We start from the raw sequence: 14,333 nt of genomic DNA, 5'->3' as shown, positions 1-14,333 counted from the left end.
GGCGGTCCTACGAGGCCTGCAGCAGTGATGCGTCGTGCCCGGCACCGGCGAGGGCCGCATCGAGCGATTGCGCGATCAGTTCGGCGCGCAGCGACAGCAGGCTGAACGAACCGGCGTCGCCCATGCCATGGCTGCTTTCGCACAAGCCGTTGAGATAGATCGGCGGCAATGTTGCGTCCGATCTGCTTGGGTGAAGTCGGTAATCGCGAGCGACGTTGAGGACGCCGGCCTCGTTGGTTGCAAGCCGGTCGGCGATCGGGGCGAGCAGTTGCGGCAGGCGCTCTTCCGAGATGCCTGGGCCGAGATTGCGAAAGCCGGTGGCGAGCACCACCAGATCGGTTCGCAGTTCGCTGCGATCGTGCCGATGCACCTCCTCAAGACCGAGGACGAGTTCGTCGGCGTGTTGTGTAACGCCGGTAATCCGGGTGTTGGCGTGGATCTTGATGCGCGGATCGCCGTCGAGCTTCTGCTCATACATGGTGAGATACAGGCGATGGATGACGTCGCCGTCCGCTGACGAATAGTTGGTGCGTTTGAGTTGTGCGTCGATGATCGCTTTGCTGCGTGGCGAGGCGTTGAAATAGTAGTCCACATGCTCCGGAAAATAGACGTGATCGCTGAAAGGGCTCGTGTCCTTCAGCGCGAAACCGAAGCCGCGCTGCACGTTGACGATCTCGGCGCCGGGAAGCCGTGCCGACAGATCGAGCACGAGTTCGACCGCGCTCTGGCTGCCTCCCACCACGCAGACCCGCGCCAGAGGCCCGTTGCGGGTCAATTTCTGCAGCGTGGGCAAGTATCCGGTCAGGTGCACCACCCGATCTCCCATCAACTGCGTAAACTGCTCGGGGATGAGGGGCGTGCGTCCCGGCGCTGCAATCAGGCTGCGGCCCGCGAAGGTCTCGCCGCTGTGCGTGGAGACGATGAAGATCGCGCGGCCGTCCGCGACATCGACGCTGATGTCAGCGACATCGCGTCCATAACGAACCCAGCGGTCGAAATTGCGCGCCACCCACACCACGTACTGCGCATACTCCTTGCGGAGCGGAAACTCGATGCCGAGGTTGAGATATTCGAACAGCCGACCCTGCTCATGCAGGAAGTTCGTGAATGAATAGCGGCTGCGCGGGTTACGCGGCGTTACCAGGTCGCGCAGCGGATTGTTCTGGATGTCCGAGCCGCCGAGCAGCATGCCGGGCTGCCATGCGGGTTCGTCGGCCTTCTCGAGGAACAACACGGAGTGCCGGTCCCGCCGCTCTTCCAGCGCCGCGGCCAGCGCGATGTTGGCGGGGCCGAAACCGATGCCGATGATGTCGAAGATCTGTCGCGTCATGTGCGGTGGCTTTCTTCGCTGGTCCGGTCGTGGTGGACGATAGGTAGGAGGGAATGAGAGGCATCGCCGTCGGCGAGCACGCTGCGCGGAATGATATGCAGGCGCACACCCTGCAGGCCGCCGAGTTGAGGCCAGGCCGGCGGCTGGCCGGTCAGCGCTGCGGACAGGCGTTGCGCGATGCCAGGCACGAGCGGCCGCAGGCACACGGCAAGGGCCTGGAGCTGGAGCCAGATCACGCCGGCTTCCGCCGCCCAGTTGACGACGCGGAAACGGCGCTCGGTCAGCATCGCCGCGGCCTCGGCGAGGCCGTCGATGCAGCGGGCGACATGAATTGCGCCGCTTGACGTCGCGGTCTCTGCGCGCGCCTGTCGCCAGCATTCGCCTGCGAGCTCGGCGTGCAGCAGCGCGATGCGGGACGACGGCACCGCCGCATATTCGCGCGCGGCCAGCGGCGCGCGGGCGGCGAGGCGGTTCAATGCGGCAAACATCCGCGACAGCGCGATGACAATCATAAGGTGATGCGCAGGTTCAAGGCCGTGTGGTTGTGCGTCCGCACCATCGCTGCTGCCGTCGTGCTGTCCTGCCTGCAATCCCATGGACGACGATCCCCGCGGGATGACGTGGACATCCCCCTAAATCTCATGATACGTGTTTCATAACACGGGTGACAAGACCCGGATAGAGGGCCGTCACTCGCCGAGTATTCACGGCCCGAAGATGAGGAGAACGCGATGGAGAGCGTGAGGATTTTTGAACAGTACGAGTCAAAAGTTCGATCGTACTGCCGTGATGTTCCGGTTGTATTCCGCAAGGCCTCTGGCCACGTGCTGACCGACGAAAGCGGAGTGTCCTACATTGATTTCCTGTCTGGCGCCGGTGCGCTGAATTATGGCCACAACCATCCAGAGTTGAAGCGTGCCATCATTGACTACATGGTTTCGGATGGCGTGACGCACTCGCTGGATTTCTATACCGAAGCCAAGCGCGGCTTCATCCGTGAGTTTCAAGATACCATCCTCGCTCCGCGCAAACTCGAATACCGCATCCAGTTTACCGGGCCGACGGGGGCGAATGCAGTCGAGGCGGCGCTGAAACTCGCGCGTCGCGCGACGTCGCGGCAGACCGTAATCGCTTTCACCAACAGCTTCCACGGGATGTCGCTCGGTGCGCTGTCGGTATCGGGCGCGCGCCGCAAGCGCAGCGGGGCCGGAATGCCGTTCACGGCCGTGGATCGCGTGCCGTTCGACGGCTATCTCGGGGCCGGCGTCGACACCCTCGACTACCTGGAAGATGTGCTGGGCGATCCCGGCAGCGGCATCGATCTTCCTGCAGCCTTTATCGTCGAGACCCTGCAGGCCGAGGGTGGGCTCAACGAGGCAAGCGTGACCTGGCTGCGGCGGTTGCAGGATATCGCACATCGCCACGGGGCGCTGTTGATTGTCGATGAAATTCAGGCGGGCTGCGGCCGAACCGGGCCTTTCTTCAGTTTTGAGCGGGCGGGCCTCAAGCCCGACATCGTCTGTCTCGCCAAGTCGATCGGCGGCTTCGGACTGCCGATGGCGCTGGTGCTGATGCGGCCCGATATCGATGTCTGGGAGCCGGGCCAGCACAATGGCACATTCCGCGGCAACAACCTCGCCTTCGTCGCTGGCGCGGCGGCGTTGCGGCTGTGGCGCGATCCGGCGTTCGAGGCCGCCACCCTGCGCAAGGCAAGGCTGCTGCGCACGCGGCTCAGTGAGATTGCGCAGACGAGTGGTGCGCAGGTGCGTGGTCTCGGCCTGTTGCAGGGTTTGGCCTGGCCCGACCGCGGCATGGCGCGGCGGATCGCGCAGCGTGCATTCCCGGTTGGAGTCATCGTTGAAACCTGCGGGGCATGGGACCAGGTGCTCAAGGTGATGCCGCCGCTGACCATTCCCGACAAGGCGCTGGCGCAAGGGCTCGACCGCATTGCCGACGCGGTGGCTGCCGAAACTTCTGTGCCACAACTAGAGGTTGCGATCTGACCGCCACCGCCTCGCCTTATCATCTTCTGAAGGAGCAGCAGCAATGCAGAATCTCGTAGCTGAAGACATGCCCGCGTGTACGGCCGATAGCAATATGCTCATGACCGGCGCGTCCTATCTCGATAGCCTGAAGGACGGGCGCACGGTCTTTATCTCCGGCGAACGGGTGCGCGACGTCACCACCCACAAGGCATTCCGAAATTCCGCCCGCTCGATGGCGAAGCTGTACGATGCGCTGCATGATCCGGCCACCTCGGACATGATGCTCACCACCAGTCCCGAAGGTATCCGCACTCATCGCTACTTTACATCGAGCTATTCGTCGGCGGACTTGTTCAAGGCGCGCGATGCATTGGCGCACTGGGCCCGGATGACGTTCGGTTTCATGGGCCGCAGCCCGGACTACAAGGCCGGTTTCATCGCCACCCTTGGCTCCTATCCCGAATTCTACAACCCTTTTGAGGCGAACGCGCAGCGCTGGTATCGGACCGCCGCCGAGCGGGCCATGTTCTTCAACCATGTCATCGTTAACCCGCCGGTCGACCGCAACCGTCCGGTACATGAGGCTGAGGATGTGTTCGTCCACGTGGTGCGTGAGCGCGATGACGGCATCATCGTTCGCGGAGCCAAGATGGTCGGCACCAGCGCGGCGCTGTCGAATGCCACGTTCGTCGCCCAGAACAGTGCGGTGTCCTATGAGAAGGGCAAGGGCGAGGACTTTGCGCTGGTGTTTATTCTGCCGATGGATGCCAGCGGGCTGAAGGTGATGTGCCGGCGCTCCTACGAGGAATCGGCGCAAAGCCCGTTCGACAATCCATTGTCGAGCCGGTTCGACGAGAACGATTCCATCCTGATCTTCGACGATGTGTTCGTGCCCTGGGAGAACGTGCTGATCTACCGCAACATTGAAAAGGCGCGCTCGTTCTATGCGGCCTCCGGGTTCCTCAATCGCTACGCCTTGCAGTCGACCAGCAAGATCGCGGTCAAGCTCGACTTCCTGCTTGGTCTGCTGATCCTCGGCCTGCGCTCCAACGGCACCTACGATTTTCGCGGTGTGCAGACCAAGGTCGCCGAGGTCGCCGGATGGCGCAACCTGATGTGGTCGCTGACCACGGCGATGTGCGCCGAGCCCGATCTGGGACCGAACGGCACCGTGCTGCCGCGGCTGGAAGTTGCCGCCACCGCGCGCTATTTCGGCACCTATCTCAACTCGAAGATCAAGGAGATCTTCGAGACGACGCTGGGTGGGGCTCCGATCGCAATGCCCTCCAGCGCCGCCGACCTGCTGTCGCCGGAAATGCGGCCCTTGATCGATCGCTTCTACCGGGGTTCGGATTCCGGTGCCGAAGAACGCGTCAAGCTGTTCAAACTGATCTGGGATGCGATCGGCAGCGAATTCGGCGGGCGCCATGAACTCTACGAATACAACTATGCGGGTAACAACGAGCAGGTGCGTCTCGATCTGCTTGGTCATTCCGCCAAGCAGGGCATCGTCGATCATTCGCTCGACATGGTGCGAGCCTGCATGAGCGACTACGACCTGTCCGGATGGACCAATCCGGCCTGGATCAACCCTTCCGCCTGACCTTCGGCAATGAGGACGGATATGACCATACCTCCGACCTGGGATTGCGGGCGCACCGACTATCGCGCCCTGATCGATGACTGGCATGTGGTGGCACCGAGCGAAACGGTGGCCGAAGGCGCCATCGTCCCGGCCCGCTTGATGGGCGAGGACATCATCCTGTGGCGCGACCACGGCCGTATTCATGCGTGGAAGGACTATTGCCGCCACCGCGGCGCGCGGTTGTCGCTCGGCTGGGTCAAGGACGGCTGCGTGGTGTGTCCGTATCACGGCTGGGAATACGGTGCGGACGGCGCGTGCCGGCGCTATCCGGCGCATCCGGCGATGAAGCCGTCGCCGCGCGCCACCGCATTCGTCCACCATGCGGAAGAGCGTTACGGCTACATCTGGGTCTGCATGGGTGAGCCGTCGGCGGGCATTCCGCCGTTTCCCATGTGGGACGATCCGTCCTTCCGCAAGGTGCAGGCTGGACCTTATCGTTATGAGGCGAACGCGCTGCGCGCGGTCGAGAATTTCCTCGATGCGGCTCACTTTCCATTCGTGCATGCCAATCTCAATGGCAATCCGGACAATCCGGACGAACTGGACGACTATGAGGTGGTCCTGACCGACGGCGGCCTCACCACCAGCGAGATCTCGGTGTTCCAGCCGTTCGGCGATCACCGCGGCATTCCGGTGACGGCGCGTTATCAATACTGGTGCTTCTGCCCGACCACGGCCTACTTCAACAAGAAGACCGGCGAGACCGAGCGGTTTTGCACCTTTATGGCGGTGACGCCGATCGATCTCGAAACCTGCATCGTGCACCTGACGGTGGCGATCAATTTCGGCTGGGATCTCACGGTGGCGCAGATCCACGCGCGCCAGGACAAGGTGTTCGGACAAGACCGCCAGATCGTCGAGTCGCAACGGCCGAAGTGGCTGCCGCTGCATCCCAAGGATGAGATGCACCTGCGCAGCGACCGGCTCGGCGTCGAGTACCGCCGATGGATTCGGGCACGGGCCGGCGAGGGGCCGTTTCCGCTACGGCGCGATGCCGGACCGCCGGCACAGCAGCCTCTGCCGGTCGCGAGCGATGAAACGCCGGCGCTGTAGGAGCCTCGGCGTGTTATAGTCTTGAAGGACGGCGTTGATATGACCATGACCGTGCCCGCTCCCCGTACCGGCCAGGCCATCTCCTGGCGTTTCCTGCTGCTGGCATTCCTTGCCGCGCTGCTGTTGCTCGCCGGTCAAAGCATCAACCTGACGCCGCAGGTGGCGCTGGCCGCCAGCATCGGCCTGCTCTGCATGGGCTGCTGGGCCACTGGCGCCATTCCCGAGATCCTCACCACGCTGATGTTCTTTGCGCTGGCGATGCTGACGGCGGTTGCGCCCGCACCTGTGGTGTTCTCGGGCTTCGCCTCGTCGGCGTTCTGGCTGGTGCTGAGCGGCATGATCGTCGGTCTCGCCATCAGCAAGACCGGGCTTGGCGTGCGCATCGCCCAGCCGCTGGCGCAGGCGCTGTCGAAGTCCTATGCGTCGGTGATCGCGGGTGTGGTGGCGCTGAGCTATGGGTTGTCCTTCCTGATGCCCTCGAACATGGGCCGCATCTCACTTCTGATTCCGATCATGCTGGCGCTGGCCGATCATGTCGGGCTCGGGCCTGGCCGTCCCGGCCGCACCGGCGTGGTGCTGGCGGTGGGCTTTGCCACCTTCATGCTGTCCACCTCGATCCTGCCCGCCAATGTGCCGAACCTGGTGATGGCAGGCGCCGCGGAAACGATCTACGGGCTGCATTTTTCCTACCTGCCTTATCTGCTGCTGCATGCGCCGGTGCTCGGCTTGCTGAAAGGCGTTGTGCTGGTGTTGCTGATCCTCTGGCTGTTTCCGGACCGGCTGTCGCCGGTGCGGGAGCTCGAGACGGTGGCACAGCCGGCACCGATCACCGCAAAGGAGATCAGGCTGGTCGGCATCCTCGCGATCACGCTCGTGTTGTGGATGACTGACGCGATCCATCACATTCAGCCGGCGTGGATCGGACTTGCCTCCGCGGTGGTGTGCCTGATGCCGCGGATCGGTGTCATCGAGCCTGAGAGCTTCGCCAATATCAACTTCCGCACCGTGTTCTACGTGGCCGGGCTGCTCGGACTGGTGGCGACCGTCGATCATACCGGCCTTGGCCAGTTGCTCGGCCGGTTCCTGCTCAATGTGGTGCCGCTCGGCCCCGACGCTCCGTTCGCCAATTTCGCGGCGCTGGTCGGTCTTGCGTCGTCGTTGTCGCTGGTGGGCACCGCGAACGGCGAGCCGGCGCTGTTCACGCCGATGGCGCGGCACATCAGCGCCATCACCGGCTTTAATCTCTCCACCGTGGTGATGACGCAGGTCATCGGATTTTCCACCGTGATCTTTCCCTATCAGGCCCCGCCGATCATCGTGGCGATCGAACTTGGCGGCGTCAGCATCGCGGCGGCGACACGCCTGGCGCTGATCCTCGCGCTGGTGTCGCTGGTGTTGCTGGTGCCTCTCAATTATCTGTGGTGGCGGCTGCTCGGGGCCCTGTAGCCCCGCTGCCGGCCACCGTCAGACCGCGCCATAGAAGTGGCGATACTGCCATGCCGCCTCGCGTCGGAGCTGCTGCTCGGTCCATTCGGTGCCGGCAAAGCGTGTCACGGCCATCGTCGACAGATCGAGCGCAGGCTTGCCGTCGACAATCCAGTCCGCCAGCAACGCGCCGAGAGTTGGTGCAATCGACAGGCCGGCGACGTTGCAACCGCTTGCGAAATAAAAGCCCGTGATGTCGGGTGAAGGCCCGAGAATGTGATGGCCGTCGGCCGTCATGGTCGGGATGCCGCCGCGGAATTCGTCGATCGCAGCCGTGCTCAGGACCGGTAACTGGTCGGCGACCGCAACCGCTGCCGCCTGCAGGACGGCCATATCCAGCGGCATATCGGCGATGTCGAAGTTGACCGGCAGCGCGGTCATGTCGAAAAAGCGCGGCTCCTCCTCATAGACGCCCCACAGGAAGCCGCCGCGGCAGGGCCGCACATAGACTGCGGCATCCATGATGCGCACCATCGGCAGCGTGGCGGCGGCACCCTCGATGGGCTCGGTCACGATCAACTGCTGGCGTGTCGGCACCAGCGGCACACGCAGGCCGCTTTCTTCCGCCACCTGCCGTGTCCAGGCACCGGCAGCATCGACCACCACCGGAGCAGTGATGGCACCATCTGCGGTGATGACGCCGGTGACACGTCCGCCCGCGACGGCGACGCAGCTGACGGCGGTGTCGGGGCGCAGCCGCGCGCCACGTTCCGCCGCCGCCGCCGCGAAGCCGACCGCAATCTGCGCCGGATCGAAATAACGGTCGTCGCCGATCCGCAGCGCGCCGACGATGCCATCAGGCTTCAGGAAGGGGTTGAGATCGCAAGCCTCAGTTGGGGAGACCTGCTCGACATCCAGCGCCATGTGCCGGCCGCGCGCCAGATCTGTCTCCAGCACGGCCACGTCCTGCGGGCGGCGCGCGATTTTCAGGCTGCCGGAATGCACCCAGTCGAGCGGCTGTCCGGTCTCCGCGGTGAAATTCTCGATCCGGCTGCAGGCATCCTTGATCAGGGTGATCATCAGTTCGCCCTTGCGCAGGCAACTGACCATGCCGGCGGCGCGCGGCGAGGTCTGCGAGCCGATGCCGTGCCGGTCGAGCAACATCACGTTCAGGCTATGGCGCGCCGTCAGATAATATGCGGTGGCTGCGCCCAATCCGCCAGCGCCGACAACGATGACGTCTGCAGTCTCGGACATGAAACGCTCCTGTGCCCGTCGCAAATCCGGCTTCTGTGGTTCAGACAATGATAATGGGATCTGCCTGGCGGCACTTCACTCTTTTGCAATGATGCCGCAAGCATAGTCAATCCCGGTGAATTCGGGAGTCTTCTCTCGTTGTCGGGGCCGGTTATCTCAACAGATGCTCCAGGTTGCGGCGTGTATCCTGACAGCGGATATCGCTTGCCTGGATCACCTCTGCAACATCCGCAGACCGGCATTGCGCAATCGACGTGAACCTTTGGCTCATCCCGCCAGACGTAGATCGTGGGGTAAAGCGAGGAGTGTCGTGGTGGGCAATTCTGGATTTTGGAAACCGGTCGGTCCGATCCTGACCGGGATGTTCGCCGCTCTTTTGTGGGTCGCTGTCGCAATCGCCTGCACCTCCGAGGCCCGGGCCGCGGCCAAGGGAAGGCCCGACAGGGCGACGGCGCAGGAGTGTGATCGGACCGATGACTACCAGGCGCGAGTCACGGGATGCACCAGGCTTATCGAGACGGCCGGACTGCCCCCTGTGGTCCGATCCGCTGCCTATTGGCAGCGCGCACAGGGCTACAACCGAACCGGCCGCCCGGAACTCGCGGTTCCGGACCTCGACGAGGCGATCCGCCTCAATCCGACGTTCGTGCTGGCCTATGTCGAGCGTGCGCTGTCGAACAGTTTCCTCAGCAAGGATGACGACATCATCCGCGACGCGACACGCGCGAGCGAATTGAATCCGAAGCTGACGATCGCTTATGTCGTGCTTGGTCATGCCTATGCGCGAAAGAAGGAACTCGACAAGGCGCTGGCGGCGCTCGACGTCGCGCTGCGGGTCGATCCGAAGCTCACGGCCGCCCTGGCCGCGCGGGCGGATCTCTGGATCAAGAAGAAGGAGCTTCGCTTCGCTCTCGCTGATGCGGACCAGATCGTGAAGCTGCAGCCCAAGGATGGCCTGTCCTACGCTCTGAGGTGCCACGTGCTCGAAGGGATGGCATCGTTCGATGAGGCGATTGCCGATTGCACGCAGGCCATCGCGCTCGGCAATCCCGCCCTTGTCAATGCCGCGAGCGGCTATCAGAACAGGGCGACGGTGTATTTCAAGATGGGGAATCTCGACCGCGCGCTCACGGACTACGACCAGTCGATCCGGCTTGATCCGAAGAATGCCGGCGCGCTGAGCGAGCGCTCGGACGTCTGGCGCGCCAAGGGCGATCTCGAACGTGCCCAGCAGGATGCCGACGACGCGCTCCGCTTCAATCCCGACCTCGCCAAGCTGCACACCTCCCGTGGACTGATCCTGGAGGCGAGGGGCAATGCCGCAGGCGCGCGGGAGGACTACAAGGCGGCACTCGCGCTGGCGGATTATTCCAGCACCAAGGGCTACAGCCAGACCTTTGTCGACGATTCATCCCGCGAGAAGGAGATCGCACGCGCCCGCCTGACCGCGCTGTCGGTCGATGCCGGCCCATCCCTGGGTCCGGCCGCGCAAATGTCCGAAAAGCGCATTGCCCTGGTGATCGGCAACTCGGCGTATCGCCGGGTGACCGCGCTTCCGAATCCCGCCAGCGATGCGCGGTTGGTGGCAAAGAATCTCACCGATCTCGGCTTCCAGGTCTCCGAAGGAATCGACCTGGACAAGGCCGAGCTGAAGCGGACGATCCTGCAATTCGTGCAACGCACAGCCTCGGCGTCTCTCGTCGTGCTGTTCTATGCCGGGCATGGCATGCAGATCGACGGGCGAAACTTCCTGCTGCCGGTGGATGTCGATCCGCTCAAGGCCAGAGAGCTGTCAACGGAGGTGCTCGACCTCAATTTCATTCTCGCCGGGCTCGATGATCGGCTGCGAACGAACATCATCATCCTGGATGCGTGCCGGGATAATCCGTTTGCGCAAAAAGACAAGGACGCGCAAGCGGCAGAGGCCGGCCGATCCATTGTGCTGCAGTCGGGGCTTGCGCAGCCGTCCGGGCTCGGCTCCGGTGCAACGCTCGGGGCGGGCACCCTGCTGGTCTTCGCCACCGCGCCCGGGCAGGTCGCGCTCGACGGCAACGGCGCCAACAGCCCGTTTTCCCTTGCGCTTGTCAGGCACATCAAGACGCCTCGGGTCGACGTCCAGCAGATGTTGACCCGCGTGCGCGCGGATGTGGTCGCGAGCACCAACGGCAAGCAGGTCCCTTGGTCGAATTCGTCGCTGCTTGGCGAGGTTTTCCTCGGGCGATGACAGCTGGCGAACCGGGACGCGTTGCTACACCCGCACCGCGCTCGTCACCCGGTCCGCATCACCAAACACCTTCAAATACCGCGCGATCTCCTCGGGGTCGCCGGTGGCCTTCTCGGTGTTGTCGGAGAGCTTGACCGCCGGGCGGCCGTTGACTTCGGTGACCTTGCAGACCAGCGAGATCGGGTCGAGCGCGGCGGTGCCATCCGGCGCGCATCCCGTGAAATCGTTGGTGAGGTTGGTGCCCCAGCCGAAACTGGTGCGCGTGCGTCCCGCGAAGTGGCGGTGGGTCTGTTCGATGGTGTCGACATCCATGCCGTCGGAGAAGATCAGGATCTTCTTTGCGGGATCGCGTCCCTTGTCCTTCCACCAGCGGATGATCTGCTCGCCGGCCTCGATCGGGGGTGCGCTGTCGGGACGGAATCCGGTCCAGTCCGCCACCCAGTCCGGCGCATCGCGCAGGAAGGCGGTGGTGCCGAAGGCGTCGGGCAGGGCGATCAACAGGTTGCCGGCATAACTCTTGCGCCACTGGTCGAGCACGCGATAGGGCGCCTGGCGCAACTCATCGTCATTGCGGGCGAGCGCGGCCGCGACCATCGGCAGCTCGTGGGCGTTGGTGCCGATGGCTTCCAGATCGTTGTCCATGGCCAGCAGCACGTTCGATGTGCCGGTGAAGGATTTGCCGAGCCCTTCCTTCACCGCCTCGACGCACCAGCGCTGCCACAGGAAGCCGTGCCGGCGCCGGGTGCCGAAATCCGACAGCAAAAGGCCGTCGAGTTTCTTTAGCCGCTCCACCTTGGTCCACAGCTTGGCCTTCGCGCGGGCATAAAGCACGTCCAGCGCGAAGCGCCCTTGGCCCTTCATGGCCTGCCGCGAGCGCAGCTCGTTGACGATGGCCAGCGCCGGGATTTCCCACATTGTGGTGTGGGTCCACGGTCCTTCGAAATGGAGTTCGTACTGGCCGTCGACCTTGCGCAGGTCATAGTCCGGCAGGCGGAAGTCGGCGAGCCAGGCCATGAAATCCGGCGAGAACATCTGGGTCTTGCCGTAGAAGCTGTTACCCGCGAGCCAGATGTATTCCTTTTTTGAAAGCTGCACGGTGCGGGCGTGGTCGAGCTGGGCCCGCAGTTCCTTCTCGTCGATCACCTCGGCGAGCCGCACGTTCTTGCTGCGGTTGATCAGCGAGAATGTGACATGGACATCCGGGTGCAGCTCCCGGATCATCTGCAGCATCAGCAGCTTGTAGAAATCCGTATCGATGATGCTGCGGATGATGGGGTCGAGCCGCCAGCCGTGGTTGTAGGTGCGTGTCGCGATATCGGTGACGGTCATCGATGGGGTCCGGCAAGGAAGTGTCTTGGCCGCTCCGGTCAGGACAAGGGCGGCGGCGCCATGCTAGCCGACGCCGCCCTCCATGCCTATCCCGGTGCGGGACGGCGGATCTAGTGGATTTCAGCCGCGCGGGCCAGCGCCGCCTTGAGCTTGTCGAGGCTGAAGGACGGGCTGCGGGCCACCTCCAGAATCACCTCCTCGCGGCGGGCGCAGAGCTCGGCGGCCTCCGGCAGCTTGGCCGCCAGGTCGAACGGAATCACCACCGCGCCGTGGCGATCGGCATGGACCAGGTCGCCGGAACGCACCGTCATGCCCGCCACATTGACGGTCCCGCCGAAACTGTCGGCGTGCACATAGGCGTGCGACGGGCCGATCGAGCCGGCCAGGGCCTGGAAACCGGGCGCCCATTGCGGGATGTCGCGGATCGAGCCGTCGGTGACCACGCCAAGGCAGCCCAGCGCCTTGTGCAGGGCGCTCTGCACCTCGCCCCAGAATGCGCCATATCCGACATTGGCGCCGTCCAGGTCCTGGATCACGGTGATGCGCGGCCCCGAGCCGGTGCCGATATACTCGTAATAGGCGATCCGCGCCGCGCGCTGCTCGGCCGCCGACAAGGATGGCGGCGTGGTGGCGCGGATGGTCACGGTGCGCGCATATCCGACGATCGGCGGCAGGTCCGGGAACGGGCACACCAGCGGCTTGACCGTGTAGCCATTGAGGCGGCGCTCGGGGGCGATGACCTCCATCGCATTGCAGATGGTCGGCGTGTCGTAGCGGGTCAGCGCCTGCAGGACGGACGACGGCAGCGGCTCGGTTGCGGGATGGGTCACGACAAGGTCTCCGGCTTTTGGGATTGTTGCTTGTGGGAGGGAGCGCGAGATTGCCCTGTCGCGGCGTGAGCGGCAAGCCTCAAACGCCAAGCCTTAAACGCAACGCAACATGTCCCATTGCATGCGGCCTATCATGGCCTGAATATTGCTGCCATGCGCAGTCTGATATAGGCACAACAATGGACGTTCGCCGGGTTCGATCGGGACGTCCCAGGGGATGGATAACAAGGAAGAACAAGGGATTGATGATGGCCACCAACAAGAAGAAGCTGCTGATTGTCGAGACGATGCCGCAGGACGGCTGGGCGCTGTTCCGGGAGCGGGGCGATATCGAGGCCATCGAATTCTCCAACGCCATCTCGGCCGCCGATTTCAATGCGCTATTGCGCCAGCATGCGCCGGTGCATGGCGTGGCACTTGGTGCCACCGCCTTTGGCCGCAACGAGATCGTGTCGGCCGACGGCATTGAGGTCGTCACCCGCATGGGTGTCGGCTATGATGCGGTTGACGTGCCGGCGCTCACCGAAATCAAGGTCCCGCTGATGACCACCGGCATCGCCAATTCGCCGTCGGTGGCTGAGGCGGCGCTGTTCATGATGCTGTGGCTGGCCAAGCGTGCCGCCGAGCTTGATGCCATGGTCAAGGCCGGGCAATGGGCCAAGCGGCTGGGGGCGATCCCGTTCGACCTGCTGGGCAAGACCGTGGTCGTGGTCGGCTTCGGCCGGATCGGTTCGCGCACCGCGAAACGCTGCGTGGCCATGGAAATGAATGTGCTGGTCTATGATCCCTTCAAGTCGAAGGCCGAGATCGAAGCAGCCGGCTGCAAGCATGTGGCGGATCTCGACGCCGCGCTGCCACAAGTGGATTTTGTCAGCATCCATTGCCCGAAGTCGTCGCAGACGGTGGGTATGTTCGACGCCGCGCGGCTGCAGCGGCTGAAGCCTTCGGCCTATCTCGTCAACACCGCGCGCGGCGGCATCGTCGATGAAGCTGCATTGTATGCGGCCCTGACCAGCGGCCAGCTTGCGGGTGCGGGCCTCGACGTGTTCGAGAAGGAGCCGGCGCCGGGCGACAATCCGCTGTTCAAGCTTGCCAACGTCATCACCGCGCCGCATCTGGCAGGAGTCACCAGCGAGGCGCTGTATCGCATGGGCCTGCAGACCGCGCGCAATATCCTCAGCGTGCTCGACGGCGCGCCGATCCGCGACAACGTGATCAATCGAGAGGTCGTCGACTGATCATGCCAGCTCAATGA

General features: G+C 63.9%; 11 protein-coding genes. 6 read left to right on the top strand and 5 right to left on the bottom strand.

Features of this window, described 5'->3' with window-relative positions; translation table 11 throughout:
• Window positions 1–7: 7 nt before the first annotated feature.
• Complete coding sequence (locus RS897_RS38065) at window positions 8–1,330, bottom strand: lysine N(6)-hydroxylase/L-ornithine N(5)-oxygenase family protein (RefSeq protein ID WP_315833799.1); 1,323 nt, start codon at window positions 1,328–1,330, stop codon at window positions 8–10.
• Entirely contained in the window at window positions 1,327–1,926 is a 600-nt protein-coding gene (locus RS897_RS38060) for a hypothetical protein (RefSeq protein ID WP_315833798.1), read from the bottom strand. The genes RS897_RS38065 and RS897_RS38060 overlap by 4 nt, the downstream gene beginning before the upstream one ends.
• Before the next feature lie 135 nt (window positions 1,927–2,061).
• On the opposite strand from RS897_RS38060, the gene ectB reads away from it, so the two are divergent.
• From ectB to RS897_RS38040, 4 genes are all read left to right on the top strand, one after another.
• A complete protein-coding gene (gene ectB, locus RS897_RS38055; RefSeq protein WP_315833797.1) occupies window positions 2,062–3,333 on the top strand; it encodes a diaminobutyrate--2-oxoglutarate transaminase in 1,272 nt (423 codons plus the stop codon).
• A 94-nt stretch (window positions 3,334–3,427) separates the two neighbouring features.
• On the top strand, window positions 3,428–4,918 hold the full coding sequence (locus RS897_RS38050) for a 4-hydroxyphenylacetate 3-hydroxylase family protein (RefSeq protein WP_315833796.1): 1,491 nt from the start codon (window positions 3,428–3,430) through the stop codon (window positions 4,916–4,918).
• 21 nt (window positions 4,919–4,939) lie between these two features.
• Window positions 4,940–6,013, top strand: a complete 1,074-nt coding sequence (locus RS897_RS38045) for an aromatic ring-hydroxylating dioxygenase subunit alpha (RefSeq protein WP_315833795.1) — start codon at window positions 4,940–4,942, stop codon at window positions 6,011–6,013.
• Window positions 6,014–6,052: 39 nt separating this feature from the next.
• Window positions 6,053–7,459, top strand: coding sequence for an SLC13 family permease (locus tag RS897_RS38040; RefSeq protein WP_315833794.1), 1,407 nt, complete (start codon window positions 6,053–6,055; stop codon window positions 7,457–7,459).
• Window positions 7,460–7,477: 18 nt separating this feature from the next.
• On the opposite strand, the gene RS897_RS38035 is transcribed toward RS897_RS38040, so the two are convergent.
• Window positions 7,478–8,695 carry an NAD(P)/FAD-dependent oxidoreductase gene (locus tag RS897_RS38035; RefSeq protein WP_315833793.1) on the bottom strand — a complete coding sequence of 406 codons (1,218 nt, stop codon included), beginning with the start codon at window positions 8,693–8,695 and terminating at the stop codon, window positions 7,478–7,480.
• A gap of 313 nt (window positions 8,696–9,008) precedes the next feature.
• On the opposite strand from RS897_RS38035, the gene RS897_RS38030 reads away from it, so the two are divergent.
• Window positions 9,009–10,919 (top strand): caspase family protein, encoded by a 1,911-nt coding sequence (locus RS897_RS38030; protein WP_315833792.1) that lies wholly within the window; start codon window positions 9,009–9,011, stop codon window positions 10,917–10,919.
• Between the two features lie 24 nt (window positions 10,920–10,943).
• Here the strand turns inward: RS897_RS38030 and pncB are convergent, their stop codons facing one another.
• Both pncB and RS897_RS38020 read right to left on the bottom strand, forming a co-directional pair.
• Complete coding sequence (gene pncB / locus RS897_RS38025; RefSeq protein WP_315833791.1) at window positions 10,944–12,248, bottom strand: nicotinate phosphoribosyltransferase; 1,305 nt, start codon at window positions 12,246–12,248, stop codon at window positions 10,944–10,946.
• Between the two features lie 110 nt (window positions 12,249–12,358).
• On the bottom strand, window positions 12,359–13,078 hold the full coding sequence (locus RS897_RS38020) for an RraA family protein (RefSeq protein WP_315833790.1): 720 nt from the start codon (window positions 13,076–13,078) through the stop codon (window positions 12,359–12,361).
• A gap of 248 nt (window positions 13,079–13,326) precedes the next feature.
• Here RS897_RS38020 and RS897_RS38015 point away from each other — a divergent pair, with 248 nt between their 5' ends.
• Complete coding sequence (locus RS897_RS38015; RefSeq protein WP_315838881.1) at window positions 13,327–14,316, top strand: hydroxyacid dehydrogenase; 990 nt, start codon at window positions 13,327–13,329, stop codon at window positions 14,314–14,316.
• Window positions 14,317–14,333 lie beyond the last annotated feature (17 nt).

This window comes from Bradyrhizobium prioriisuperbiae, assembly GCF_032397745.1.
Classification (GTDB): domain Bacteria; phylum Pseudomonadota; class Alphaproteobacteria; order Rhizobiales; family Xanthobacteraceae; genus Bradyrhizobium_A; species Bradyrhizobium_A prioriisuperbiae.
The sequence above is the reverse complement of the archived record's forward strand: the minus strand, read 5'-3'. Positions and strand labels throughout refer to the sequence as shown.

Bases quoted from the DNA above. Each gene is read 5' to 3' on its own strand.
- RS897_RS38065 (WP_315833799.1), bottom strand. From the start codon at position 1,330: ATGACGCGACAGATCTTCGACATCATCGGCATCGGTTTCGGCCCCGCC.
- RS897_RS38060 (WP_315833798.1), bottom strand. From the start codon at position 1,926: ATGGGATTGCAGGCAGGACAGCACGACGGCAGCAGCGATGGTGCGGAC.
- ectB (WP_315833797.1), top strand. From the start codon at position 2,062: ATGGAGAGCGTGAGGATTTTTGAACAGTACGAGTCAAAAGTTCGATCG.
- RS897_RS38050 (WP_315833796.1), top strand. From the start codon at position 3,428: ATGCTCATGACCGGCGCGTCCTATCTCGATAGCCTGAAGGACGGGCGC.
- RS897_RS38045 (WP_315833795.1), top strand. From the start codon at position 4,940: ATGACCATACCTCCGACCTGGGATTGCGGGCGCACCGACTATCGCGCC.
- RS897_RS38040 (WP_315833794.1), top strand. From the start codon at position 6,053: ATGACCATGACCGTGCCCGCTCCCCGTACCGGCCAGGCCATCTCCTGG.
- RS897_RS38035 (WP_315833793.1), bottom strand. From the start codon at position 8,695: ATGTCCGAGACTGCAGACGTCATCGTTGTCGGCGCTGGCGGATTGGGC.
- pncB (WP_315833791.1), bottom strand. From the start codon at position 12,248: ATGACCGTCACCGATATCGCGACACGCACCTACAACCACGGCTGGCGG.
- RS897_RS38015 (WP_315838881.1), top strand. From the start codon at position 13,327: ATGGCCACCAACAAGAAGAAGCTGCTGATTGTCGAGACGATGCCGCAG.